Annotated in this window: 22 protein-coding genes; 11 read left to right on the top strand and 11 right to left on the bottom strand. The window is 64.7% G+C overall.

What is annotated here, in order from left to right; all coding sequences use genetic code 11:
- The first annotated feature begins 68 nt into the window (after positions 1 to 68).
- The gene (locus AC1DF4_RS09465; RefSeq protein ID WP_476912651.1) at positions 69 to 2,009 is read left to right on the top strand and encodes a glycoside hydrolase family 32 protein; all 1,941 of its coding nucleotides are present in this window, start codon (positions 69 to 71) and stop codon (positions 2,007 to 2,009) included.
- Between the two features lie 45 nt (positions 2,010 to 2,054).
- Here AC1DF4_RS09465 and AC1DF4_RS09460 read toward each other — a convergent pair whose 3' ends face one another.
- From AC1DF4_RS09460 to AC1DF4_RS09445, 4 genes are all read right to left on the bottom strand, one after another.
- Positions 2,055 to 3,014: a carbohydrate kinase family protein gene (locus tag AC1DF4_RS09460; protein WP_476912650.1), complete on the bottom strand. Its 960-nt coding sequence runs from the start codon at positions 3,012 to 3,014 to the stop codon at positions 2,055 to 2,057.
- A gap of 80 nt (positions 3,015 to 3,094) precedes the next feature.
- Positions 3,095 to 3,889: an ATP-binding cassette domain-containing protein gene (locus AC1DF4_RS09455; RefSeq protein ID WP_277525119.1), complete on the bottom strand. Its 795-nt coding sequence runs from the start codon at positions 3,887 to 3,889 to the stop codon at positions 3,095 to 3,097.
- Entirely contained in the window at positions 3,886 to 4,932 is a 1,047-nt protein-coding gene (locus AC1DF4_RS09450) for an ABC transporter permease (RefSeq protein WP_476912649.1), read from the bottom strand. Before AC1DF4_RS09450 ends, AC1DF4_RS09455 begins: the two co-directional genes overlap by 4 nt.
- Before the next feature lie 113 nt (positions 4,933 to 5,045).
- Entirely contained in the window at positions 5,046 to 6,164 is a 1,119-nt protein-coding gene (locus AC1DF4_RS09445; RefSeq protein WP_476912648.1) for a substrate-binding domain-containing protein, read from the bottom strand.
- 164 nt (positions 6,165 to 6,328) lie between these two features.
- Between AC1DF4_RS09445 and AC1DF4_RS09440 the strand changes: the two genes are divergently transcribed.
- The 4 genes from AC1DF4_RS09440 to AC1DF4_RS09425 all read left to right on the top strand — a co-directional run bounded on the left by AC1DF4_RS09440 (position 6,329) and on the right by AC1DF4_RS09425 (position 11,536).
- On the top strand, positions 6,329 to 7,327 hold the full coding sequence (locus AC1DF4_RS09440) for a LacI family DNA-binding transcriptional regulator (RefSeq protein ID WP_476912647.1): 999 nt from the start codon (positions 6,329 to 6,331) through the stop codon (positions 7,325 to 7,327).
- A gap of 52 nt (positions 7,328 to 7,379) precedes the next feature.
- The gene (locus AC1DF4_RS09435) at positions 7,380 to 7,676 is read left to right on the top strand and encodes a putative quinol monooxygenase (protein WP_476912646.1); all 297 of its coding nucleotides are present in this window, start codon (positions 7,380 to 7,382) and stop codon (positions 7,674 to 7,676) included.
- Between the two features lie 252 nt (positions 7,677 to 7,928).
- On the top strand, positions 7,929 to 10,556 hold the full coding sequence (locus AC1DF4_RS09430) for a GH32 C-terminal domain-containing protein (RefSeq protein ID WP_476912645.1): 2,628 nt from the start codon (positions 7,929 to 7,931) through the stop codon (positions 10,554 to 10,556).
- Positions 10,557 to 10,792: 236 nt separating this feature from the next.
- Complete coding sequence (locus tag AC1DF4_RS09425; RefSeq protein ID WP_476912644.1) at positions 10,793 to 11,536, top strand: GOLPH3/VPS74 family protein; 744 nt, start codon at positions 10,793 to 10,795, stop codon at positions 11,534 to 11,536.
- A 21-nt stretch (positions 11,537 to 11,557) separates the two neighbouring features.
- Here the strand turns inward: AC1DF4_RS09425 and AC1DF4_RS09420 are convergent, their stop codons facing one another.
- Complete coding sequence (locus AC1DF4_RS09420; RefSeq protein ID WP_476912643.1) at positions 11,558 to 13,768, bottom strand: hypothetical protein; 2,211 nt, start codon at positions 13,766 to 13,768, stop codon at positions 11,558 to 11,560.
- A gap of 416 nt (positions 13,769 to 14,184) precedes the next feature.
- Here AC1DF4_RS09420 and AC1DF4_RS09415 point away from each other — a divergent pair, with 416 nt between their 5' ends.
- From AC1DF4_RS09415 to AC1DF4_RS09400, 4 genes are all read left to right on the top strand, one after another.
- Positions 14,185 to 14,574, top strand: coding sequence for a hypothetical protein (locus AC1DF4_RS09415; RefSeq protein WP_476912642.1), 390 nt, complete (start codon positions 14,185 to 14,187; stop codon positions 14,572 to 14,574).
- 308 nt (positions 14,575 to 14,882) lie between these two features.
- A complete protein-coding gene (locus tag AC1DF4_RS09410; protein ID WP_476912641.1) occupies positions 14,883 to 15,224 on the top strand; it encodes a YciI family protein in 342 nt (113 codons plus the stop codon).
- Between the two features lie 26 nt (positions 15,225 to 15,250).
- Positions 15,251 to 15,589, top strand: coding sequence for a hypothetical protein (locus AC1DF4_RS09405; RefSeq protein WP_476912640.1), 339 nt, complete (start codon positions 15,251 to 15,253; stop codon positions 15,587 to 15,589).
- A 148-nt stretch (positions 15,590 to 15,737) separates the two neighbouring features.
- The gene (locus AC1DF4_RS09400; protein WP_476912639.1) at positions 15,738 to 16,814 is read left to right on the top strand and encodes an exonuclease domain-containing protein; all 1,077 of its coding nucleotides are present in this window, start codon (positions 15,738 to 15,740) and stop codon (positions 16,812 to 16,814) included.
- A gap of 14 nt (positions 16,815 to 16,828) precedes the next feature.
- On the opposite strand, the gene AC1DF4_RS09395 is transcribed toward AC1DF4_RS09400, so the two are convergent.
- The 3 genes from AC1DF4_RS09395 to AC1DF4_RS09385 are packed head-to-tail and all read right to left on the bottom strand — an operon-like array spanning position 16,829 to position 20,325.
- Positions 16,829 to 18,550, bottom strand: coding sequence for a cytochrome b/b6 domain-containing protein (locus AC1DF4_RS09395; protein ID WP_476912638.1), 1,722 nt, complete (start codon positions 18,548 to 18,550; stop codon positions 16,829 to 16,831).
- 2 nt (positions 18,551 to 18,552) lie between these two features.
- Entirely contained in the window at positions 18,553 to 19,536 is a 984-nt protein-coding gene (locus tag AC1DF4_RS09390; RefSeq protein WP_476912637.1) for an electron transfer flavoprotein subunit alpha/FixB family protein, read from the bottom strand.
- 12 nt (positions 19,537 to 19,548) lie between these two features.
- Positions 19,549 to 20,325 carry an electron transfer flavoprotein subunit beta/FixA family protein gene (locus AC1DF4_RS09385; protein ID WP_476912636.1) on the bottom strand — a complete coding sequence of 259 codons (777 nt, stop codon included), beginning with the start codon at positions 20,323 to 20,325 and terminating at the stop codon, positions 19,549 to 19,551.
- Positions 20,326 to 20,619: 294 nt separating this feature from the next.
- Here AC1DF4_RS09385 and AC1DF4_RS09380 point away from each other — a divergent pair, with 294 nt between their 5' ends.
- On the top strand, positions 20,620 to 21,042 hold the full coding sequence (locus AC1DF4_RS09380) for a hypothetical protein (protein WP_476912635.1): 423 nt from the start codon (positions 20,620 to 20,622) through the stop codon (positions 21,040 to 21,042).
- Between the two features lie 35 nt (positions 21,043 to 21,077).
- On the opposite strand, the gene AC1DF4_RS09375 is transcribed toward AC1DF4_RS09380, so the two are convergent.
- Together AC1DF4_RS09375 and AC1DF4_RS09370 are read right to left on the bottom strand one after the other, a co-directional pair.
- Positions 21,078 to 21,560, bottom strand: coding sequence for a sensor histidine kinase (locus AC1DF4_RS09375; protein ID WP_476912634.1), 483 nt, complete (start codon positions 21,558 to 21,560; stop codon positions 21,078 to 21,080).
- Between the two features lie 93 nt (positions 21,561 to 21,653).
- Positions 21,654 to 22,904, bottom strand: coding sequence for an MFS transporter (locus AC1DF4_RS09370; protein WP_476912633.1), 1,251 nt, complete (start codon positions 22,902 to 22,904; stop codon positions 21,654 to 21,656).
- Between the two features lie 74 nt (positions 22,905 to 22,978).
- Between AC1DF4_RS09370 and AC1DF4_RS09365 the strand changes: the two genes are divergently transcribed.
- Positions 22,979 to 23,521 (top strand): ArsR/SmtB family transcription factor, encoded by a 543-nt coding sequence (locus tag AC1DF4_RS09365; protein WP_476912632.1) that lies wholly within the window; start codon positions 22,979 to 22,981, stop codon positions 23,519 to 23,521.
- 4 nt (positions 23,522 to 23,525) lie between these two features.
- On the opposite strand, the gene AC1DF4_RS09360 is transcribed toward AC1DF4_RS09365, so the two are convergent.
- Positions 23,526 to 24,158, bottom strand: coding sequence for a DUF998 domain-containing protein (locus AC1DF4_RS09360; protein ID WP_476912631.1), 633 nt, complete (start codon positions 24,156 to 24,158; stop codon positions 23,526 to 23,528).
- Positions 24,159 to 24,240 lie beyond the last annotated feature (82 nt).

Raw genomic sequence — 24,240 nt, 5'->3', positions numbered from 1 at the left:
CGTCCCTTCGCACGTGCAGGCCACAGTTGGGGCGGGATGGCTTCCACAAGAACCAGGAATGTTGAATCATGAAAAACCTTCGGACGATCTGGATTGCCTTGGCAGCAGCGGCCGCTGCTGTACTGGTCGCAGTGACGCTGATCCCGTCGGCGGAACCCCGTCCGGCTGCCCAGGGCAGGGCCGAGCAGGCACTCCGGGGCATTGCCGACGCGCAGGCCGAAGCCAGGGAATCCCACGCGCGTTACGGCTCGTACTGGCTCAGCGGTACCGACCGCACTCTTGAGAAGCTGGCCCATCCGCTCCGGACCGAGGGCGTAACTGACCTGCGGAGCATCGAATGCCCCGACGGGTGGGTGGCAGCCGCCCGGATCGGAGGCGACGTCGAGGTCATGTCCAGTCTGGAGGACAAGGTGGTCCGCGCAGGGGAGGGTGAGATTGTTCGTCCGGAGTGCATGACATCCGAAGCGGTGGAGTCCATGCTCGCCGATATGGGCGTGCCACGGAAGATCCCGGCGCCCGCGCCTTCAGCATTCGATCGGCCCGAGGGAGCATCAGAGTTCCGGCCGAGCTATCACGTCACGCCCGGAAAGAACTGGATGAACGATCCGCAGCGTCCCATCCTGCTGGACGGGCTGTGGCACTACTACTACCTCTACAACGCCGGGTACCCGAAGGAGAACGGTACCGAGTGGTACCACCTGACGAGCACAGACCTGGTCCATTGGAAGGACGAGGGGGTGGCGATCGCGAAGTACAAAAACGGGCTGGGCGACATCGAGACGGGTAGCGCCGTGGTGGACCAGGACAACGCGGCCGGCTTCGGCAAGGGCGCCGTCATCGCGATCATGACCCAACAGGACCAGGGCATCCAGCGGCAATCCATGTTCTATTCCACCGACGGCGGATACACGTTCACCGCGTATGCGCAGAACCCGGTCATGGAAAACCCCGGCGAACCGGACTGGCGGGATCCTAAAATCATCCGCGATGAAGCCCACGATCAATGGGTGATGGCCCTCGCCGAAGGCGACAAAATCGGTATGTATACGTCAACGGACCTGTTGGACTGGCACTACGCATCGGGCATCGAACGCACCGGTCTGGGCACCCTCGAATGCCCGGAACTCTTCCAGCTGGACCTCGACGGCGATCCATCCAAACGGACCTGGGTCCTGGCCGCAAGCGCCAACGGGAGCCAGGAGGGATTCACCACGGGCGTCGCCTACTGGACCGGTGATTGGGACGGAACACGATTCACCCCGTCCGGCGCTCCGCATCAGTGGCTCGACGCCGGGTCCGACTTCTACGCCGCCGTGACATGGGATGATCCCAGGCTCACCGAAAGCCAGCGGATGTCCTCCCGGCACGCCATCGGGTGGTTGAACAACTGGGCCTACGCCCGGCAACTGCCCACCGAGGACTGGCACGGCGGCGCCGACTCCATGGTGCGCGACATCAGGCTCGAAACGGTCGAGGGGAAGCCGACCCTGGTATCGAACCCAACGGCCGCCATGCAGTCCATCGAGGGCCCGGCGGCAACAATCGGGGAACGCCGCATGACACGGGACGGCGCAGGACAGCTGCCCGCTCCGGAGGGCGGGGCGTACCGGCTCGATATGACGCTTGAGCGGACGGCCGGCGACGACGGTTCCGTTGCGAGGATCGAGCTCGGAAGCGGCGGGCGAACATTCGCGACGGTCGGATATGACTTTGCCGGCGGATCGGCATTCATCTCCCGGGCGGCTGGCTCTGCCGCCGCCGGCAACGCCGACCTCGGTCCGGACTACCGGGCAACACGGCGCGCAGTCAGCCCGGCGCGTGACGGGAAAGTGGAGCTAACGATTTTCGTGGACCATAGCTCGGTTGAGGTTTTCGTCAACGGCGGCGAAAAGACCATGACGTCGCTCGTTTTCCCCGCGCCGGGCACTCCAGGCCTCAAAGCCGTCACGGCCGGGGGCACGCTGACGCTCAAGTCCTTGAGCTACAGGCGGCTGGCCTCCACGCACTGACCGGCTGGCCGCGGCCGGTCCCCGGCGCCGGCAGTGGGCCAGATGTCACTGGATGAAGGCCGGAGTCCCTGCCGCCGGCAGCTCGGTTGCCAGTTCCGCGGCCGTGGGCGGTGTCGCGCCCGGCCTGCGGACCGTAATGGCCGCCGCCTTCGACGCCGTGCGGCCGAGGCTTTCCAGGACGTCACGCCCCAGCCCTTCGGTGCTGCGGGCCAGCAGGCCGAAAATCAGGGCCGCCATGTAGGAATCGCCGGCGCCGATAGTGTCCGCCACCACGGATGTGATGGCTGGGACGTGCACTGTTTCGGCAAGGGTGGTCAGCAGTGATCCCTCCCCGCCGCGGGTCACCACGGCCAAACCGGCGCCCAGGGCCAGGATTCGGGCTGCGGCGTCCTCGAGCTGGAGCCCAGGGTAGAGCCAGCCGGCATCCTCGTCGCTGAGCTTAACGACGTCGGTCAGCGGAACCAGGTCTTCAAAGATGGAGCGTGCCTCGGCCTGGCTGCCCAGAAGCGCCGGCCGGACGTTGGGATCATAGGTCACCAGGCACTCCCGGTGTGCCTGCTCCAGGAGCCTCTTGACGGCGGACGCGCCGGGCGCGAGGAACGTGGCGATGGATCCGGTGTGAAGCACCCTGGGCAGGTAAGGGGGAGCGACCGGCGCCAGCTCCCAGCTGATGTCGAAGCGGTAGGAGGCGGAGCCGTCGGCGGCGAGTGTGGCAGTGGCTGACGCCGTACGGACCGCTGACTTTGAGCCAGGGAGGAGCTCGACGCCGGCACTGCGGAGGTGGGCTTCGATCGCCGCGCCCCGGGCGTCATTCCCGAGAGAGGTGAGCAAGGCAGTGGGCACGCCCAGGCGTCCCAGGCCGTAGGCAACGTTCATCGGTGAGCCGCCCGGGTGCTCGATGATGCCTTCGGCGGCGGTGACGACGTCCACGAGTGCCTCGCCAATAACAACGACGTCCGGAGTGACTGCAGGAATGGCGGTAAGCGATGGGGAGCTCGCGGGCACGGAGGAGCCTTTCGTGGAGCCGTCCGCGGGCCCGGTGCGGGCCCGCGGACGGAGTTGTTGGGTGCATCGGGTGGTGCGGGTCAGGCGGTGGCAGCACCGGTCATGATGGCCACCGCATCGGTCATGGTGTGGGATTGCGGCGTGATGGTGGCAGCGCATTTGCCGAGGCGCTGGATGTGGATCCTGTCCGCCACGTCAAACACGTGCGGCATGTTGTGGCTGATCAGGATGACGGGCAGACCGCGGTCCCGGAGGTCCCGAACCAGCTGCAGGACCTGGTTCGATTCCCGGACGCCGAGCGCCGCCGTCGGCTCGTCCAGCACAACCACCTTGGAGCCGAATGCCGCGGCGCGGGCCACGGCGACAGCCTGGCGCTGGCCGCCGGACAGGTTCTCCACCGGCACGGTGACGTCCTGGAGGGTGGAGATTCCCAGCCGGGTCAGCTCATCCTTGGCCTTCGTGCGCATGCCTTTGGTGTCAAGCATCCGGAACACGCTGCCGAGGAGCCCGGCACGCCGTTCTTCCCGTCCGAGGAAAAGGTTCGACGCAACATCCAGCGCAGGGGAGACGGCGAGGTTCTGGTACACCGTTTCGATGCCGTGGGCACGGGCGTCCTGAGGGCGTTTGAAGTGGACCGGCTGCCCGGACACCATCAGCTCGCCGGTATCCGGTATCTCGGCGCCGGTAAGGCACTTGATCAGCGTGGATTTCCCGGCGCCGTTGTCGCCGATGATCGCCAGGACTTCGCCCGGATACAGGTCCAGACTGACGCCGTCCAGGCCCACGACGCGGCCGAAGGTCTTGACGAGGTTCCGGGCCTGCAGGATGGGCTCGCGGGTGGCGACGTGGGGGGCTGAAAATTCTGTCGTGGTCATGACTTGACCTTTCGGATCCACTGGTCGATGGAGACAGCGAGGATGATCAGGACGCCCACTGCCAGGGTCTGGTACAACACGTCCAGCCCGGCGAGGGAGAGGCCGTTGCGGAAGACGCCAACGATCAGGGCGCCGAGAAGGGTTCCCCAGACGGAGCCGCGGCCGCCGAAGAGGCTGGTTCCGCCGATGACGACGGCGGTGATGGAGTCCAGGTTCAGGTCTACGCCGGCGTTGGGGCTGGCTGCGTTGGTCCGGCCGATCTGGATCCAGGCGCCGACGGCCAGGACGGCACCGGCGGCGAGGTAGACGCTCATGAGGACCTTGTTCACGGCGATGCCGGCCAGGCGGGCAGCTTCCTTGTCATCGCCTACGGCGTAGACGTGCCGGCCCCATGCGGTTTTGCCTAGGATGAACGCGATGGCTATGTAGAGCAAGAGCATCACGACGACGCCGGTGGAGATCCTGACCGGGCCCACCGGGAAGGTGGTTCCGGTCCAGGTCAGAAGGGGCGGCATGGCCGAGCCGCGCACTGTCGCTCCGTTGGAGTAGAGCAGCGTCAGGGCGATGAAGATGTTCAGTGTGCCCAGGGTGACGATGAACGGCGGGAGCCGGAACCGGGTGACCAGGAATCCGTTGAGTGCTCCGGCTGCGAGTCCGACGATTAGGCCCGCGAGCAGCGCGATTGGCGCAGGCACTCCGTTATTGACAGCGAGTTGGGCCATGACCATGGACGAAAGGATCATGACGGCCCCGACGGAAAGGTCGATGCCTGCGGTGAGAATGATGAGGGTCTGGGCTATGGCCAGGGTGCCGACGACGGAGACCTGCTGGGTAATCAGGGAGAGGTTTTCAACCCGCAGGAACCTCTCATTGAGGAGGCCGAACACCACCACCGCGATGAGCAGTACGAGGGCGGGGCTGACCGCCGGGTAGCGGTGGAGGATATTGCGGATCCGGCTGAGCGGTGTCTGGCGGTCAAGGAATTCCTCCGCCAGGTCGGCATGCCCGGCGCTGGGCGGGCCGGCGGTCTGTTGCTGGGTCACGATTGGTCCTGATCTTCCGTGATGGGTGCTAGGGCGGAGCTAGCTCGGTAGATGCAGTGCGGGGAGGCCGATAGCAGGCTCCGTCCTCCCCGCCCCGCAGTGAAGCTGGGTGCTTACTTTCCCCAGCAGATGTCGGAGGCCTCGGTGGTGGTGATGCTCTTGACGCCGTCGGCCGGCTTGTCCGTGACGAGCTCGACGCCGGTGTTGTAGAAGTCCAGCCCCGCGGAGTTGGCCGGCTTCTGGCCGGTCTTGGCGAGGTCAACGATGGCTTTCACTCCCAGTTCGGCCATCTTGACCGGGTACTGCTGGGCCGTGGCACCGATGACGCCGGCCTTGACGTTGTTCACGCCCGTGCAGCCGCCGTCCACCGAAACCACCAGCACGTCCTTTTCCTTGCCGGCGGCCTTCAGTGCCTCGAAAGCACCCGCTGCTGCAGGTTCGTTGATGGTGTAGACGACGTTGATGTTCGGGTTCTTGGCGAGGAGGGTTTCCATGGCGGTGCGTCCGCCGTCCTCGGCGCCCTGGGAGGCCTGGCTGCCGACGATTTCGTAGTCGCCGCCCTTGCCGCCGGTGTACGTGCCGGTCTTGGCTTCGTCGCCGTTCTTCTTGGCGTCAGCGGTGTCGATGCCGAGGCCGGTGAGGAATCCCTGGTCCCGGTTGTAGTCCACCGAGACGACCTTGTCGTCAAAGAGATCGACGAGGGCAATGGTCGCTTTTTTCCCATCCAGCTGGGCTGCGGTCCATTTGCCGATCAGCTCGCCGGCGGCGAAGTTGTCGGTGGCGAACGTGATGTCGGCGGCGTCGGCCGGGTCCGGGGGCGTGTCCAGGGCGATGACGAAGAGCCCGGCGTCCTTGGCCTTCTTCAGGGCGTCCACTACGGACGGACCGTTGGGGGTGATCAGGATGCCCTTGTCGCCCTTGGAGATGGCGTTCTCGATGGCCTGGATCTGGGTGTCCTCGTCGCCGTCAGCCTTGCCGGCTGCGAGCTTAAGGTCCACGCCGCCGGCCTCGGCCGCCTTCTTTGCCCCGTCCTGCATGGAGACGAAGAACGGGTTGGTCGTGGTCTTAACGATCAGCGAGACGCCGACCTTTTCGGCGGACGAGCTTCCGGCTGGTGTGGTGGACGTGGAACTTCCGCCGCAGGCTGAAAGACTGAGCGCTCCCAGGGTCAGCACTGCTCCCGCAGCGAACAGGCGGGTGGCCGTTGAACGGGGTGCTTTGGAACTCAACATTGAATCTCCTGGTGTTTGAGGCCTCACTGGCCTCGACAACGATGTCATGTACGATGTAAGCAGCATCACACCGGAGAGTCAATAGATGCAACTTAGAAGGAGCGATTTATTTGACAACGATGTCCGATCGTAGCCAGCCGGCCCTTTCCGCCAGTCGTCCGACAATGCGCCACGTGGCTGCCCTTGCCGGCGTCGGAATTAAGACCGTGTCACGGGTGATTAACGACGAACCTGGCGTGTCGGACGCCACCCGGGAAAAGGTGCTCAGCGCTTCACGACAACTCAACTACCAGCTGGACATGGCCGCCGGCAGCCTGCGCCGCGCGGGCAGGCGAACGCTCTCCGTCGGGCTCCTGCTGCCGAGTGTCTCCAACCCATTCAGCGGCGAGATCAACCGGGCAATAGAAGATGTGCTGGGGGCCCGGGGGATAGCGGTTTTTGCGGCGAGCCTCGATGATGACCCCCGGCGGGAGCAGGCCATCGTTACGGCATTTCTTGGCCGGCGCGTGGACGGGCTCATCCTCACGCCGATCGCCCGAAGCCAAGCGTATGTAATCCCGGAGCATTCCCGTGACCTGCCCTTGGTCTTCATCGACCGTGAGCCGGTAGGGATGGAAGCAGACGCCGTGGTGACCGACAACGCCGTAGGCGCCGCGAGTGCGGCCGCTCACCTGATGGGCCGGGGCCACACCAGGCTCGCCTATTTGGGGGACCGCACCGACATCCAGACCGCGCGGGAACGCCGTCGGGGGTTCATGGAAGAGATCGGCCGGCAGGGCATTCCCACCTCAACGGTTCCTGTCCGTGAAAACCTTCACGACGAGGAATCGGCGAGGTTGGCCGCGTTGGAGCTTCTCACTGCCGGCGAACCGCCAACTGCGATCTTCTCCAGTCAGAACCTCATCACTTTCGGCGTCATGCGCGCGCTGAGAGAGCTCGGGTTAAGCAAACGCGTGGCGTTGATAGGGTTCGATGACTTCACGCTTGCCGACATGATGGATCCCGGCGTGACAGTCATTGCCCAGCACCCCGAGCGGATCGGGAAGCTGGCAGCGGAGCGGCTGCTGGCCAGGATTGACGGCGACCAGCAGTCTCCGCACACCTATGTTGTCCCGTCTGAGCTTGTGCAAAGGGGCTCCGGGGAACTCCGCCCTCCGGCCTGACGCCGGGGAACTTCCTGAACAGTCCACCGAACATATTGACCTGAAAGGGATCATGATGACCAAAACCCTGTACGCCGAGTTCACCGTCAAGCCCGGCAGCGAAGCCCGCGTCGCGGAGATGATGCTCGAACTGACCCGGCACGTCCGCCAGGAACCCGGCAACGAACTGTTCCTTCCCTATACACGGGAAGAGAATCCCCGGGAGTACTTTGTCTTCGAGGTCTACAGCGACGAAGCGGCATTCCAGAAACACATCGACGCCGACTACGGCGCCAAATTCAATGAGGAACTGGCCCGCCACATCGAGGGCCACGGGTCGGCGCTGACCTGGCTCCTGCCAGTGGAATAGCCTTCAGCCAAGGCGCGCCAAGGCCCCGTTGACGGGACCCGCCTGGGCTCCCTTGAAGGGGGTGAACGGAACCCCGTACCGGAAAAGACCCTTCCAGACAGTCCGTTGGTGGGGAACTTTGTGCTGCCCGCCCATGTCGCTTCGCCTGCGCCGATAGGAACCGTTGACTTGTCTGATGGACATAACTTAGTGTCCTTCGCACTGACAACGTTGTCTATTGACAACGCGCGCAATGAAGGGCGAACCAAGCAGATGAAGAGAACCACCAGCAGCACGCATGCCGTGTCTGCACTGACGCTCGCAGGACTTACGCTGGCCGCGGCACTGGCAGGTGCCCTGCCGGCGTCGGCTGCCACAGGCCTCGGGGACGAACCCTACCGGCCGGCCTTCCACTACACGCCCGAAAAAAACTGGATGAATGACCCCAACGGAATGGTCTTCCACAAGGGCGTCTACCACCTGTACTACCAGCACAACCCCTCCGGCAGCACCTGGGGGAACATGTCCTGGGGCCATGCCACCTCCACAGACCTGACCCATTGGAAGGAGCAGCCGCTGGCCATCTCCACCGATGACCAGGAAGATGTCTTCTCCGGCAGCGTCGTGGTGGACAAGGACAACACCTCCGGTTTCGGCACGAAAAAGAACCCCCCGCTGATCGCGATCTACACCAGCGCGTACAAGGACGCCTCTCCGCACCGAGGCCTGCAGGCGCAGTCACTGGCGTACAGCGTGGACGACGGCCAGACCTGGACCAAGTACTCCGGCAATCCCGTGCTGAGCCGGAACTCGGCGAACTTCCGCGATCCCAAGGTCTTCTGGTACGGCGCACCGGGCGGCGGAGGCTACTGGGTGATGACGGCGGTGGAGGCGCAGGAGCACAAGGTGGTCCTCTACAAGTCCGCCAACCTCAAGGACTGGACAGCGCTGAGCGAATTCGGGCCCGCCAATGCCACAGGCGGACAGTGGGAGTGCCCGGACCTGTTCCCGCTCGCCGTGGACGGCGACAAAGGAAACATCAAATGGGTCATGGTGGTCAACATCAATCCCGGCGGCGTGGCCGGCGGATCCGCGGGCCAGTACTTCGTCGGAAATTTCGATGGCACCACCTTCACGTCCGACACCACCAAACCGGCCGCCGCGCTTCCTCCCGGCACGGTCCTGGCCGGGTTCAACGACGGCGACTACAACGGCTGGACGGTGAACAACGAGCCCGGCAACTGGAAGAACGGCCCTTTCGGTGACGCCCCCGCATCTGGCGCCCTTTCCGGACAGAGCCCGGTGACCGGATTCGGCGCCACCGGCCTGATCAATTCCTTCAACGACGGCGACTGGCCGCTTGGGTCCATGCAGTCACCAACGTTTACGGTGTCCGATGACTATTTGAACTTCCTCGTGGGCGGCGGCAAGCATCCGCGAGTCTCCGGCAAGCTGGACAACACCCCACCCGAGGGGGAGCTCAAGTTCAACGGCTTCGAGGTTCCGGAGGGGACAACACTAGCCGACGCCGACTGGACCGGAACCGGCGACCTCACCCCGAATTTCCAGCCCTCCGCCAGTGGCGGGGACTTCTACATCGGGGCCAAACGGGTCAACACTTTCGACACCGGCACCGCACCGGGCGATGACCGGCAGGGCACCCTGACGTCACCGGAATTCCCCATCACCAAGAATTTCATGAGCATGCTGGTCGGTGGCGGCAACCGCCCCGCGGACTCCGGACAGATCCTGGCCGTCCAGTTGCTCATCAACGGCAGCGTGGTCCGCTCCCTGGCCGGAGACAATGCCGGAATCCTGAACTGGAAGGGCTGGGACGTCTCCGAATTCGCGGGACAGAATGCACAGCTGCGGGTCGTCGACCAGGCAACCGGCGGGTGGGGACACCTCACCCTGGACCACGTCATGCTCACCGACACCGCCGCTGTCCCCAGGTCCGATGAAGAAACCGTGAACCTGGTAGTCAACGGACAGGTAGTCCGCACGGCCACCGGAAACGACAGTGAAACGCTCGACTGGGCATCATGGAATGTCAAAGAATTCATTGGCCAACAGGCGCAAATCAAAATCGTCGACAACAACCGATTCGGCTGGGGACATATCCTCGCTGACGAGTTCACCGCGAGCCCTTCAGCAGCGACGACCCGACTGCAGTCCTATGACTGGCTGGACTACGGCCGTGACTACTACGCCGCCGTGTCCTTCGCCAACATGCCCGAAGACAAGCGGATCATGCTCGGCTGGATGAACAACTGGGACTATGCCAACAACATCCCCACCAACCCGTGGCGCAGCGCCATGGCACTGCCGCGCGAAGTGAAACTGACTCAGACCCCGGACGGGCCCAGGCTCACCCAAAGTGCAGTCAAGCAGGTCGACAAGCTGGCCCAAAAGCCAAGCTACGTTGCCAAGGGCGGCATCCCGATCCCGCAGGGAACAACGCCGCTGCCCGCGGCCGCCTCCGGTCAGGTCCAACGAGTCGATATCACGCTCGCCCCGGGCACCGCCACGAAATCCGGCATCACTGTGCTGGGCGATGGAACATCATCCACCGTCATCGGCTACGACGCCACGACCGGGAAGCTCTTCGTTGACCGCACCAACTCCGGCAACACCGCTTTCCACCCGGCGTTCGCTTCCATCGAGAACGCCCCCGCCACCCTGGACAAGAACGGAAACATCACTATGCGGATCTATCTCGACCGCTCATCGGTCGAGGTGTTCGCCCAGGACGGCCTGCGGACCATCACCGACCAGGTGTTCCCCAACGCCGGCGCCGACAAGATGGCCCTCTTCGCCGAAGGCGGGGCCGCTCAGCTCAGATCACTCACCGTGACACCGCTGGAGAAGGCAATGTTCCTCCCCGAAAGGAAGCAACCCTAGCGCACCGCCCGACCTGCTCCCCAAAGGGGTGGAGCCGAAGGGACTGCGTACCGTATTGCGCCGGACCCAGTCCCTTCGGCCTTTCTATACTGCGCTGGCTGTACGAGTGATTCTCATGCTCAATATGACGCCGGTGGGTACCAGCAAGGCCCACGCCCAGGCCCAGGCCAGCACCACTCCTCCGGCAGCATAGGCGTGCCGATTGTGGCGGCGGCCCGACTGCGCCACCATGAGGTATGAACGCTGAAACACCGAAGGCGGAGCTCAACCTTCCCCAGGCTTTCCTCCTTCTCGCTACGAACGACCAGGACGGCAAACCCGCAGTGCCGATGTACGCACTCAGGACCACTTTGGCAGGAGCCATCTTGGCCGAGCTGGAGCTGAGCGGTGCCATCGGGCTGGAGGGGAAGCACGTCCGGGCCACCGGCACCGCCCCGCCAACGAACCTCCAGCACGAACTGGAGCTCATCCGCGGCAAAACCCGGCCCCACACCCCCAAGCGGTGGGTCTCCATGCTGGAGGGCCGCGCCGAGGTGCAACGCGTCTACGAGGGGATGGCGGCACTGGGCATCGTGGAACACGTCGGTGAAAAGCACCTGGGTCTGTTCCAATCGACGCGGTACCCGGAGAAGGACCATGCCCCGGAAGCGGCACTCCTGGCGAAGATCGAGGCGGCACTCGGTGGTCCGCCGTCGAAGCCCGCGGTTCCTGATTCTGTGGTGCCCGATTCCGGAGCGCCCGATGTTAAGGCACCAGTTGCGGGGACGCCCGCTCCCGCTCAGCCCGACGCCAAGGCACCCGATGCGAGGACCACAGCGCTGAGCGCCCTGCTCCAGGCAGCCGGGCTGCTCGGCAAGCTGGTACCGGCAGCAGACAAAATCCGGGCAAGTAAACTGGCGAAGGACTATTGGCCTTCCCGCGCGGTGGAGGACGAACTCCGCATGATCAGGCTGGCGGAAGAAGAAGAACCAGGCATATGAGGCTGCGTCCGCCGGCCGGATTCATTCGGGGGACTGACGTTTGATGGAAGCTGAAATTCGATCCTCCATCGCCCGGACCCCGCCCACAGCCGCTGGACCCATCTGCTGCCTGGCGCGGTTCACCGCGTCGCGGACTTCGCGGCGCACCACGCGTTCATTCTGGCTCGACGACTTTTCCCTGGTTTCTCTTGCTAGATCGAGCAAAGCCTGCGGGGCGTAGTGATTGACGCTCATGTCCGTGAGCAGGGGTAACTGCACTCGCAGATCCTGCTCAATGGCCGTGCGAAGGGGGCCCAGGCGCAGCAATTGCGTGAGGAAATCCGGACTCAGGACGGGCGAAGGAGGCGCAAGAGGGCCAAGGCGCTCCCGGAGGTGGTCCTTCATTTTCATTGCTGTTCCATCGAACGTCAGCCACCATGCCAGATAGCCCATGGGTGATGGGCCAATCGTCCGCCGGTACTCGATGACGCCGACAGAGTTTTCGACGTCGTGGGCAACCAGGCGGGACCGCGTTCCCGGGTCGGCCCCGTAGTCACCCCGGTGGCGCCGTCTCTCGTGGGTCTGATTCCACAGTTCCTGAACCGCGCCCCGGAGTTCGATCGATGCGGCGTCGGAGTACTCCAGGAGATTCCTTGTCTGGATCGAGAATTCGGCTTCGAGGTAGTCGCTGACGTCCTGCAACGGCTGTTCGCGTCCACAGATGTCCCTTTGCCAGTCCAAGAATTCATTCTCTGGCCGGCCCGAGAGCACGAAGGCCGAGTAGAGGAAAGGGACTCTCCCCGCCCAAGTCGACGTTCGGTTGTGACCATAAGCGACGGCAAGGTTTAGGTGCCTCTCAACTTCTTCTACGACCCCTTCCGTTACGAACAGCAGCAACCCGGCGTCGACCGCTGCCCGTATCAGGATCGTAAAGTGGCGCTCTTCCGGATCGTCTATCAGGCTCTCCCCGATAAGCGGCAGGATCGCGGTGGTGTCCATCCATATGTCGCCTTCACTGAAGACGTTGAGCATGACTTTCTGGACGTCCGGGGTTTGCTTCAGGAACGCGAAAAGCGTGTATGCGTCAGCCAGCCGCCGAAGATGGGACTGCGTTTGAGGCGAAGGCTGCTCCAGTACATGCGTTATGGTCGCGGCCGCGGCATCGGAACTGAGCCCCTTGATGCCTCCATCCGCTGTGATTTTGTCCGCTATGGCCACAGGACTGAGCTGGAACGGCTCTCCTGTTTCCACGGCTTCGGCAAAAGACTCACCTCGTTCCAGGAGTGTTTCGTCCAATGCCGTTCGCAGCTCCCGGGAAATCTCCGTCAACTGCGCGTCGCTCAGTTCTTGAGGTACTTCGAGGGCTCGTACCGCCACAACGAGCTCTGCATCCAGAGCAGCTTCGTCAAGAAGGAACTTGGCCGTCTGATCATTGATCCTCTTAGCCTCCTCAAAACTGAGGTGGTAGGTGTCCTCAGGCCCGGAAGCTGATTTGTGCTGTTTGACCGGTCCCTTCCGGGACAGGCGGTTCAACGCGCTCAGGGTCAGGGCATCGATTTGCCCTCGCTTTCCCACGGGCATACGGAGGGCGACGCCGTCCTGGATTTCGCTCAGGCTGAGCCTATTGTCTCTGCTCGAATCGTGAAGCGCCGCCAACACTAACGAATCGAAGCAGCTCTTGGTAAGACTCTCATCGGTCGCCTGATCTTCGTCGTCGAGTGCCAAGTGCAGCACGGCGACCTTGCTTTCGTCCGCTGTCAAGGTCGATATTCTGTCGATGACCCCTCGTTTGGACAGGAGCGGATCAACAAATCTCTTAGCCAGCTCCTCACTTGCCACCCGCCGTTGGGGATAGGACACCTCACGGTCCACGAACCACGACCGGTCCCGGATATCGACGGTTATGTTCCGGTCACGTCGGGATTCTTCCCTGAGTTCATCGGCGGCCGGACCAATCACCTGGTTGGTCAGGTAGATCATGGTGCTGACCGAAGGGAAATTCTTCTTGAGGGTGCCCAGCGTGCTCGTAATTTTCGACTTCCAGCTCGGTGTGACCGAGTATTGAAATGCGACTTTTGGTACGCCGTCAATCGTAAATATTTCGGCGTCCCTGCCCTTGTCTCCGTTCGGCGCCGCCATCGTGCGCAGGGCTGGATATTCGACGGCTAAGAACTCCGACGCGAACTTCTCGAATATTTCCCAGTCTCCTGGGCGAATACGTTCTAATGCGAGGGACAATCGCGGGTTCGGCATGACCGCATCATAACCACCACTGTCCTTTCTTGAACATCGCTGCGGGGCATTTTTAATCGACTCGTGGTTGGGGGAGTGGCAGTCTGGTTTCAGCTCTGAGGCCCGCGCCGCCGGCCGTCGACCAGTCCCAACAATCAATACTTATGCAAGGGCCTGCAAATTGATAGTGAACGCCCTTCCTCTTGGCGGATTTGGTGAAACTTCCCCGCCGAACCAGCCGCAGACAGTCGCCGTTGACTTTCGTGTCTCCTGCGAGGACGATGACGAGTTAAGTCGATGATTGGGGGGATAAATCAGAGTCTGACCTGCCGAAAATATGCATGTGTGCCGATTATTCCCGCGCTGAATCTTGATGCTGCAGGGACGTCGCCAATCGTGAAGCTCATGCTTCCTGATCTTTTAATAAACTCCGAAGCTTGGGGATCAACGGAGAGAAAATGACTAAGATTTCTTTTAAGCCGGGTGCAGGCACGCCCGGTGTATTTACAATTGCGCCGCTGAAATCCCGCAGGGGAGATCCAGCCCGTGCGATGATGCACGGTCGAAAAGCACCAATAAAAGCCGCAGGCAAAACAACAGCTCTCGTGGTTTCAACGACAGCGAACCCTGGGCTGGGCGTCATTGCTTTCAGACCGTCGAGTATATGGGACGCGGCCAAAGACCTCGCCGGTCGCGCTTGGGACGAAATCAACGAATTTCTGACTGATGAGGGCGGTGGTGGCGGTCTTTGCGCGATAGTGAGCCCGGACCAGGCCGAAATCGTCACAGCGGCCCCGGCGCCGGCACTGTTCAGACCGCGATTCTAAACACTCCGCTTCGGTTGCGTTTGGACCCAGCGAAAGGGACCAAGTGCGGGTCACTAGCTTCGGCCTGCACTTGGCCAAACGGGGACGACCAAGGCGCCAACCTCGACGACGCCATCCTCGCGTCCTTCGGCAGCAGGTCCGCGCTGCAGGGACGTGCCCTCAGACCGTACCGCGGCGCAGGTTCTGCGGGCCGGTCGGGACGATCGGCCTTGACTACATGTCGGGCCCCGAGGCCATAATCGGGCTGGCACCAGAGCGGTGCCGCAGAGAAGAGCCGACGGATGCCGCCGGAGCAGAGGAGTCCTCGAATGACGAAGTACCTGATCTCGTTCCCCGGTGAGGCCATGGTGTTCCCCGAGGAAGACCTCGAGGCGGTGGCCGCAGCCGCGCATGCCGTCATCGACGAGGCCAAGGCAGCGGGCGTGTACGTCTTCGGCGGCGGGATCGATGAGGACGTGGCCCCGGTGCTTGTGGCCGGTGACGGCACCGTCACCGAGGGCACGCACCCAGGCCATAAGGTGCCCAACGGCGGCTACACCGTTCTCGAGCTGCCCTCGCGGGAGGCTGCAGTTGAGTGGGCAGCGAAGATCGCCGTCGCCTGCCGCTGCTCGCAAGAGGTCCGGCAGTTTCAGTACGACCCGTCCAGCTGACTAGGGCAACCACAGCCATGGAGCCCATGGATTGTCTGGTCATCTACGTGCCCACCGAAGCTGCGCACGCTGTCCGGCAGGCTCTTGGCGATGCCGGGGCGGGCAGGCTGGGCAACTACTCGCACTGCTCGTTCAGCGTCGAAGGCACCGGGCGCTTCACGCCGCTGCCGGGCGCGAACCCGACCATCGGCGCCGTCGGGTCCCCCGAGGAAGTCCCGGAAACCCGGATCGAGGCCATTTACCCGCGCTCCCGGCGCAACGCCGTCGTCACCGCCGCACTGTCCGCGCACCCATACGAGACACCGGCGTTCATGACCTTCCCTGTCGACGGCGGCCTGCCGGAGGGAACGGACCCCGTGGCCTAAGGTTGCGGCCGAGCTCCCGTCGTCCAAGCCACCGACCAGAGGATCAATCCGCCGCGTAATCTTTCCTTCAGCCGCTTTTACTGGGGGTAGCGGGCTAAGATCGCGACAGCAAGTGCGGAACCGGAAAATGGGGTAATCAGTGCGTGAAATGAGCTTCACCGCAATCGACTTTGAAACGGCCAACAGCCAGCGTGGTTCGGTGTGCGCCGTCGGCTTGGCAAGGGTGGTGAGCGGCGAGATAGTCGAACGGGCGTCGTGGCTGATCAAACCGCCCGGCGGGATCGATCACTTTGAACCCCGGAACATCTCAATCCATGGCATCCGTGCACAGGACGTTGTGGCTGCCCGGAATTGGGAAGAGTCACTCGAGAGAATCTTCCGCTTCGCCGCGGGCGGGCGCTTCGTGGCGTACAACGCCAAGTTTGATGCGAGCGTCATGAAAGCCGCCTCCGGAGCGGCGGGGGTTGTCCTGCCACGGCACGACTTCTATTGCGCACTCGAACTCGCCCAAGGGCACTTGGATCTCCCGCGTCACAGGCTGAACGACGTCACCGATCATTTGGACCTTCCGCCCTTCCAGCACCACGAGGCCGGCGCAGACGCTGTCGCTTGTGCCAGCGTGGTGCTTGCCATCGCCCGCATGCGGCAACTCGAGTCCGTTGCTGACATGTGGACAGCCCCGCTCGGCGCGAAGAGGGTCAAGCGTTCAGCTTCGACGCAGGCGCGAACCCCGGTCGGCGGGCAAATTAGCTACACCACCGATCGGAACCTCCGCCTGTCTGATCTGCCACAGCCCAATGCCTCCGCCGACCCAAAACATCCCTTTTTTGGTCAGACCTTTTGCTTTACGGGCGACCTGGAGAGTTGTTCCCGGCTTGACGCGATGGCCGCCGTCGCGGACCGCGGAGCGATCAACCGCCAGGGCGTGACTAAAAAGACAACCCACATCGTTATCGGCCGCTCGGACTCTACGCATTCGGCGACGGCAGGTGACCTTGGCGCTTCCAGCAAAGAGAGCAAGGCGCTCGACTACATGGCCCTTGGTCAACAGATCACGGTGCTGGGCGAACGGGAGTTCCTTCAGCTTCTGGGTGGCGTTGGAGCCGCCGGGACGGTAGAGCGGTCGGCGCCCTCCTTCATCCACCCCATCCAGCACGGAATGGACAGATTGCCGGCGGGCTCCGGGTGGCTGGTCAGGCTCAAGGGTGTCCTTGGCCTGAAGTAGCCGCATGCGTACCCCTAGCGGCTGCTCACCTGGCCGAACAGCTTCGCGATGGGTGCCAGCACCAGCGGGCGGGCGGCGTACCACCCGGCCGCCGTGACGGCGATGGCGGCCGCGAAGAGCCAGAACCCGACCCAGTTCACCGCGTCGGTGCCGCCGTACATGTGGTTCAGGTTGCGCAGCGCGCCGGTCGCGAACACCAGGAACACGTGGATGAGAATGAACAGCACGAAGAACAGCATCGTCGGGAAGTGAACCGCGCGCGCAGCTTCCACCGGGTAAACCTTGTTCAACGTCTTCGCGTCCTTCGGCCAGAACTCGCTCATGCGCGCACCCGTGATCGCCGCGAGCGGGGCCGCGATGAACACCACGAGGAAGTACATGAGCTGCTGCAGGCTGTTGTAGTTGACCCAGCCGTTCTCCACCGGCCAGTCGAGTGTCATGTACTGCAGGAGCGCGGAGAGCGCGTTCGGGAACACCTCCCAGCTGGTCGGCACGATCCGCATCCAGTGGCCCGAGGCGAACAGCAGCACCACAAAGATGAGCCCGTTGGCCAGCCACAAGATGTCGAGCGACTGGTGCAGCCACAGGTTGATGCTGATCTTCTTGCCGCCGCGTTTCGGCGTCCAGAACGCCGGCGGCTTCTGCTGCGTGCGCACCTGGTAGCCGGAGCGGATGATGAGCACCATCAGGAAGAGGTTCAGGAAGTGTGTCCACTGCGCCCACCACGGGAAGCCCGGCTCCGCGGCCTCGGGCAGGTGGTACTCGCCGGGGTACCGCTCGAGGAACTCCGGGACGCCCGGCAATGTGGTCACACCGCGGGCGGCGAGCACCAGGATGGCCGCGGCGGCCACGGCACCGACGGCGAGGAGCGCCACGCGCTTGATCCACTGGCCCAGGGTGCGCGAACCGTAGAGCTTGGCCTCGGCCTTCGGCCTCGCAGGCTTTTCCGCGGCGGCGGACTTTGGCGCCGGTGCTGTTGCGGCAGGCTGTGCCGCCGGTGCCGGGGCGGTTACGACGGCGGGTGCACTCGCGGGAGCCGGCGGCTCCGCCTCGGCAACCGTCTCCACGACGGCGGCAGCCGGGGCCTGTGTCTCGACGAGCGGTTCGGGAGGTGCCTGCAGGGCAGGGGCGGCGGCAACCGCAGGAGCGACAGCGGCCCCCGGGGCAAGTCCAGCCGGTGGCCACGGTTCACCACCGGGGACCCGGGGAAGCCCGCGACGCAGCGGCATGGTTTCCGTCGTCGGGGCGGCGGGTATGGTGGCCGGAGCAGCTGAAGGCGGCGTCGACGTCGTCACTTCCGGCACAGCTTGCGCAGAAGCAGAAGCGGCCGTCGTCGGCGTCGTCGTCGGCGTCGTGTCTGCGGCGGGGGCCGCGGACAGTGCGGCCACTGCTGCCGGGGCCGCGCCCGCCGGCGGCCAGGGCTCGCCGCCCGGCACGCGTGGCAGGCCGCGGCGAAGCTGCCGCGGCCCCGCGGCGCCTGCGTTCATGGCGGGGGCCGGGGCGGACGCCGCCGTCGTACCCGGTGCCGTTTCGTGGGCAGTGGCGGGAGCGGCAGGAACATCAGGAACAGGCACGGCGGCCGCCGGAGCGGCGGTGACCAGTGCAGCCGCGGTAACAGAATCTTGCGGAGCTTCCGCCGGAACAATGCGTGCGGGCGCCTCGCCGGCTGGAGGCCAGGGGTCGCCGCCTTCGACGCGCGGCAGGCCCCGACGGACGGACCGAGACAGAGTTGCCATCGCTACTTCTTCCGGGCCTCAAGCGCGCTGATCAGCTGGGGGACCACCTGGAAGACGTCGCCCACCACACCGAAGTCGGCGATCTCGAAGATCGGCGCGTCCCCGTCCTTGTTGATGGCGACGATGGTCTTGGCGGTCTGCATGCCGGCCCGGTGCTGGATTGCGCCGGAAATGCCCAGCGCGATGTACAACTGCGATGACACGGAAACCCCGGTCTGCCCGACCTGCGCCGACTGCGGGATGTAGCCGGCATCCACGGCGGCACGCGAGGCGCCGACGGCAGCGCCGAGGGTATCGGCGAGCTGTCCCACGAGGGCGAACTGTTCCTCCGACCCGAGGCCGCGGCCGCCCGCCACAACCTTCGCTGCACCGCGCAGCTCCGGCCGCGAGGTTGCGGCTACTACCTCCTCGAACGAGTCAAGGCGCGCGGCCTGCTTCCCGGAGGGCGTCACTGACAGGGTCTCCGATGCTTCCGGCTGAGCCGTGGCGCGTGCCTCGATGGAGCCTTGGCGGACCGTAATGACGGGAGCCCCGAACGTGGCCGTTGACGACACGTTGTAGGCACCGCCGTAGACCGAGTGGTGGGCCACGACGCCCTCGTCATCACGCGATACACCGATCGCATCGACGGAAACCGCCGCCCGCGAACGGGCAGCGTAACGGCCGGCAAGGTCGCGGCCGTTCAGGGAGTGCGAAATCAGGATCGCATCCGGCTGCACTTGCTCCGCGGCGGCGGCCAGCGCGTCAACGCCCGGCACTCCGAGCGCGGACGGATCCGGCGTCTCGGCGATGAGTACGCGCGCGGCACCAAGGGCCGCGGCCTCCGAGGCGGCGGTGCTCCCGGTGCCGGGTGCGGCAAGGACCAGTGCCACCGGCGTGCCGGCGGAGGCGGCAGCGCCGAAGAGCCCGGCCGCAGCCTTCTCGAGTTCACCGGAAGCCTGGGCTTCCACGACGACGAGGATTGCGTCACGAGGGAATTCAGTCATGTCCGTTGTTCCTTACGCCAGTCGGTTTTCGATAAGGAAGTCAGCGAGCTTCTCGCCGGCGTCACCCTCGTCAGTGATCTTTACGCCCGCCGCACGCGGGGGCTTCTCCGCGACGGTCAGCATGATCGAACGCGCCGCGTCCGGGTTGTCGGCCGTGACCCCGAGGTCTGCGAGGGTCAGCACCTCAACGGGCTTCTTTTTCGCGGCCATGATGCCTTTGAAGTTGGGGAAGCGGGGCCCGGGAAGCGCCTCGGTAATGGAAATTACCGCGGGCAGGTCCGCTGAGACCTGCTGCACGCCGGAGTCCACCGGCCGGGTGCCGGATACCGCGCCGTCGCTGATCTCCACGGAGCTGAGGCCGGAAGCCAGCGGCACGTCCAGCAGTTCGGCGAGCATCGCGGGAATCATGCCGCCGGATCCGTCGGTGGAGACGTTGCCGGTGATCACAAGGTCAAAATCGCTGCGACGGATGGCGGCGGCGAGGGTTTCGGCAGTGAGTCCGAGATCCGCACCCCGGAGGGCCTCGTCGGAGATGTGGGTGGCGCTGCCCGCGCCCATCGCGAGGCCCTTGCGGATGGTTGCCGTGGCGCCCTCGGGAGCGAGGGAGAGGACCGCGACCTCGGTGCTGGCGTTCGCGTCGGCGTACGTGAGCGCCAGTTCCAGGGCCCGCTCACCGATCTCGTCGATGACTGTCTCGCTGGCTTCCCGGTCGGCGAGGCCTGTTTCCAGGTTCAGTTTTCGGTCCCCGTACGTGTCGGGGACTTCCTTTACTAGGACGACAATCTTCATCGATAACTCTTCCTGTGGCGGGCATGCCTCCACAGGGAGACACGTCGGATCTCCATAGAGTCTACGAAAATGCGGCGCCCGCTGCGCCGGCGGGGCCCGTGTCGCGAGTTGGAGTGCCCGGTGCGAGCTGCACGAAGACCTCTCGCCAACCTCGGCAGTCGGACCGGGAGGGGCCTGTTTAGACGGCGCCAGGCGCCGTAGGCTATGGGCATCCATCACACCGAGGAGGCACTCATGCGCACGGCAAATCCCACAGTGCAGGCCGATCAGGTCCGGCACCTTTCCGAGAATCTCATGTCTCAGCTCACGAAGGGGAGGGAGTGGGCCACTCCAGGGGTCGAGGCGGCATTGCAGAAAGCGGTCGCGGGGCTCGATACCGGGATTGAATCTGCGTCCCCGAGGATCCAGGCCGGTCTGCGGCGGCTCGCTGACGAGCTCGCCGGCGGAGTGGAAACTCTGGCTCCCCGTGTCCACGAGGGTCTGATGCGGGTGGCTCCTAAAGTTGCCCCGGCACCCGCACGGGCTAAGTCGAGGCGGACGGCTTCCGGGAAAGCCTGGTTGATTGCCGGGGCCGTAGCCGTCGCGGTGACCGCGGGAGTCGCGGCCTGGAACCTTTTCCGGCCCGCCGATGAGAAACCGGTGCCGTCCGTGAATGTCCGGCCTACCAGCGGCGCGAACCCCGACGCGGGCGCTGGCGCCGCAGAGGTCCGGACCTGAGGCAATCCCGGGCAGGGAAGCGGGGTCAGCTGACGCTAGTCCAAGGGCAGCGTGACCGTCACACAGGTTCCTGCCGCGGCGGACGAATCGATGGTCACCTCTCCGCCAGCAAGGCCTACAGCCATGCGCATAAGCCGCAGTCCCATGCCGTTGTGCCGGCCAACCACGGCCGCCTGCACGTCGAAACCACCGCCGTCGTCGGTCACCTTGAGCTGAACGCCGTGGCTCATGCCGTGGGTGACACAACCGAGCCGGACAGTCACAGCTGACGACTGAGCGAATTTATAGACATTGCTGAGGAGCTCCTGCGCTGCCCGGTACAGAAGAGTTGCGGACTGCCGGTCCACTTCCATCCCGTGGTGCGGCGTCTCCACATGTACCACGGTGCCGCGTTTGCGGAGGGGAAGGGTCAGGCGGTCAATTGCGCCGGTGAGCCCAAGAACATGGAAATCGACCGGGTGTGTATCGGTGAGGACGCCACGTACGGCGACAACGTCGTCGCTGAGTAGTGATTTCATGTTCATACTGTGCGCTTGTGACGTTGAATTTTCCTGTGACGCGCCGAGGGTAGCGGCGGGAGTTCCCGCCGTCGTCCGCTTTGGAGTCTCAAGTCAAGATTCGACGTCGGCCGCGGCAATCGCTTTGTCCGTGAGGATGGGCATCATCCCGAGCAGCGCGAGGGTCAGCACTCCCATGATGCCGAACATGACCTGCAGGCCCAGCCATTGGGCCAGCAGGCCGCCCGCTGCCGCTCCGAGCGGCATGGTGCCCCACGCCAGCAAGCGGTAGGCGCTGTTGACCCGGCCCAGCAAGCGGTTGGGCGCAATGCGCTGGCGCAGGGACACCGTGATGACGTTCCAAAGGACGATCAGCACGCCGCCCACAAAGAACAGCGGGCCAAGAATGTAGGGGTTGTCCGTCACGGCCGGCGCACCCACGAACAGCGCGCCACCGAAGATCGTGAGGGCCAAGGATTTGGACCGGCCCAGCTTTGCTTCCACCCGTTCGGCGAGGAACGACCCGATGAAGGCTCCGAGGGCGGAGGTCGTCAAGAGCACGCCGAACCCCACTTCGGACAGTTTCATTTCCGAGGCCGGGCCAACGGCGAACAGCACGAAGACCGCGAATGCCGCGTTGGATGCGAAGTTGAACACCCCGGTCATCACCGCGAGCGTGCGGAGGATCTTCTGGTTCCAGAGGAACCGCAAGCCCTCGCCAATGTCGAACCGCAGGGTCGTCTTCACCTCCCGCTCTGTCCGAAAAGCCCCTGGGACCAGGAGCAGGGCCCCGACGGCCGCCAGCCACAGTGCCGCCGGCGCCGCAAAGCCCGCGACGACGCCGATGGCCACCAGCAGCCCGCCCAGCGGGGGGCCAACGAACTGGTTCGCGGTGAGCTCGACGGCGTAGAGCCGGCCGTTGGCGCGCGACAGCTGGTCCCGGTGGACCACCTGGGGCAGGATCGACTGCGCGGAGGTGTCGTAGAGCGTCTCAGCCACACCCACCATCAATGCGACAACGTACAGGGCCCAGATGGAGCCCAAATCCAGCAGGATGCCAGCCACCAGCAGGGCGGGCAGCAGCGCGCGGCCGAGGTTGGCCCAGAGCATGAGCTTGCGCCGGTCCAGCCGGTCGGCCAGCGCCCCGGCGGTGAGGGCGAAGAGGAGCCAGGGAAGCGTCGCTGCGACACTCAGCCCGGCGATCAGTGTGGGGGACTGCGTGAACTGAATGGCCAGCAGCGGCAGCGCGATCTTGAAGACGCCGTCCGCGAGGTTGGACAGCCCGGATGAGGTCCAGAGTTTCCAGTAGGACGCACCCAGCGGCGCACCACTCTGTTCTGTCACCTGCGCGGCGGAACTAGTCATGGATGAACCATTCCCTATCGATTGAGAAAATTCAAGGGGGTTGAATTAAGTACATCGGATCGTAGGATGGATGCATGACGGACGCAGGGCCGACCGGCGCGAACGATAAGAAACCCGCCGCCAGCGCCCGGGAAATCAAGGCGCTGGCCCATCCGCTGCGCCTGAGGATCCTGCGCCTGTGCGGGCTCCACGAACTGACCAATAAACAACTCGCCGACCGGCTGGGCCAGGACCCGGGGACCATGCTGTACCACGTGCGGCAATTGCTCTCCGCCGGATTCCTTGAACCCGCCGACGTCCGCACAGGAGAAAGCGGCGCGCTGGAGAAGCCGTACCGCTCCACAGGGCGGTCCTGGAATCTGGACACGGCGCTGCGCGAAGCTGGTCCCGGCGGCCCCTTGGCGCCCATCGAGGCGTTCCGGGAAGAGCTCTCGGAGGCAGGGCCGGACGCGCTCACCAGCCTCTCCCGCTTCGTCTTGCATCTCTCCGAACAGGACACCGAGGACCTCATCGGGCGCATCGGCGCGGTGCTGGACGAATACACGGGCAGTGACCGGCAGCGGGTTGACCAGCCCGCCTACGGTGGGATCTTTGTCCTTCACAAGTCACCCGACTAGGGCGTCATAGAGCCTGCGCCAGCGTCAGGGCGCCGGCCAGTGCGACCCAGGCCAGATATGCCAGCATGTTGACGCGATTGGGCCAGCCGATACGAACGGCGGGCTTCCCGACCGCGTCGGACTGACCGAGCCGGAGTGCAGCGCCCAGGAACCACGCCAGGCCCGCCCACGGGATGATCGCCGCCCACGCCAGAATTTGCCCGGCCGGTGCATGCGTGGCTGCACCGATTCCCGCACACGTCGCGGCAACGGGAAATCCCAGGATGAAGAGCGAGCCGAGACCGGCGTGGACCTTGCTGCGGCCCGTGATCTCCGGCCGCGGCGTGGTGACCGGGTCCGTATCGACGAAGGCCGCCCCGATCGGCCCAAGCGCAACCACGGGAAGTCCAATAGCCAGAACGCCAGCAGGCTGCCACAAAGCGACACCGCAAGCCGCGACGCCGGTTCCGCCGAGGATGAATGCAATCCGCATGATGACGCCGTACCTGCCCAGCGAATATTCGCTGAGCATCCGCCATGAGGGGTCGAATTCCGGTTCGAGTTTGTGAAGCGCCACAACCAGGAGGATGGCAACCGCGACGGCGCCCAGCGAGTAGCAGGCGGCGGACGCCGCGAGGGGGTGCGTCAACGCCGTCATGCCTTGATTATCAGCCCCGACGCCGGAAATGCCTCGCTCCGTGCGTCAGGCCTCGTGCCTGGCTCAACGGAGCGAGGACTGG

The sequence above is a fragment of the Arthrobacter sp. 05N429 genome (genome assembly GCF_056397045.1).
The sequence above is the reverse complement of the archived record's forward strand: the minus strand, read 5'-3'. Positions and strand labels throughout refer to the sequence as shown.

Bases quoted from the DNA above. Each gene is read 5' to 3' on its own strand.
- AC1DF4_RS09465 (WP_476912651.1), top strand. From the start codon at position 69: ATGAAAAACCTTCGGACGATCTGGATTGCCTTGGCAGCAGCGGCCGCT.
- AC1DF4_RS09455 (WP_277525119.1), bottom strand. From the start codon at position 3,889: ATGACCACGACAGAATTTTCAGCCCCCCACGTCGCCACCCGCGAGCCC.
- AC1DF4_RS09445 (WP_476912648.1), bottom strand. From the start codon at position 6,164: ATGTTGAGTTCCAAAGCACCCCGTTCAACGGCCACCCGCCTGTTCGCT.
- AC1DF4_RS09440 (WP_476912647.1), top strand. From the start codon at position 6,329: ATGCGCCACGTGGCTGCCCTTGCCGGCGTCGGAATTAAGACCGTGTCA.
- AC1DF4_RS09435 (WP_476912646.1), top strand. From the start codon at position 7,380: ATGATGACCAAAACCCTGTACGCCGAGTTCACCGTCAAGCCCGGCAGC.
- AC1DF4_RS09430 (WP_476912645.1), top strand. From the start codon at position 7,929: ATGAAGAGAACCACCAGCAGCACGCATGCCGTGTCTGCACTGACGCTC.
- AC1DF4_RS09425 (WP_476912644.1), top strand. From the start codon at position 10,793: ATGAACGCTGAAACACCGAAGGCGGAGCTCAACCTTCCCCAGGCTTTC.
- AC1DF4_RS09420 (WP_476912643.1), bottom strand. From the start codon at position 13,768: ATGCCGAACCCGCGATTGTCCCTCGCATTAGAACGTATTCGCCCAGGA.
- AC1DF4_RS09410 (WP_476912641.1), top strand. From the start codon at position 14,883: ATGACGAAGTACCTGATCTCGTTCCCCGGTGAGGCCATGGTGTTCCCC.
- AC1DF4_RS09405 (WP_476912640.1), top strand. From the start codon at position 15,251: ATGGATTGTCTGGTCATCTACGTGCCCACCGAAGCTGCGCACGCTGTC.
- AC1DF4_RS09400 (WP_476912639.1), top strand. From the start codon at position 15,738: ATGAGCTTCACCGCAATCGACTTTGAAACGGCCAACAGCCAGCGTGGT.
- AC1DF4_RS09395 (WP_476912638.1), bottom strand. From the start codon at position 18,550: ATGGCAACTCTGTCTCGGTCCGTCCGTCGGGGCCTGCCGCGCGTCGAA.
- AC1DF4_RS09390 (WP_476912637.1), bottom strand. From the start codon at position 19,536: ATGACTGAATTCCCTCGTGACGCAATCCTCGTCGTCGTGGAAGCCCAG.
- AC1DF4_RS09385 (WP_476912636.1), bottom strand. From the start codon at position 20,325: ATGAAGATTGTCGTCCTAGTAAAGGAAGTCCCCGACACGTACGGGGAC.
- AC1DF4_RS09380 (WP_476912635.1), top strand. From the start codon at position 20,620: ATGTCTCAGCTCACGAAGGGGAGGGAGTGGGCCACTCCAGGGGTCGAG.
- AC1DF4_RS09375 (WP_476912634.1), bottom strand. From the start codon at position 21,560: ATGAAATCACTACTCAGCGACGACGTTGTCGCCGTACGTGGCGTCCTC.
- AC1DF4_RS09370 (WP_476912633.1), bottom strand. From the start codon at position 22,904: ATGACTAGTTCCGCCGCGCAGGTGACAGAACAGAGTGGTGCGCCGCTG.
- AC1DF4_RS09365 (WP_476912632.1), top strand. From the start codon at position 22,979: ATGACGGACGCAGGGCCGACCGGCGCGAACGATAAGAAACCCGCCGCC.
- AC1DF4_RS09360 (WP_476912631.1), bottom strand. From the start codon at position 24,158: ATGACGGCGTTGACGCACCCCCTCGCGGCGTCCGCCGCCTGCTACTCG.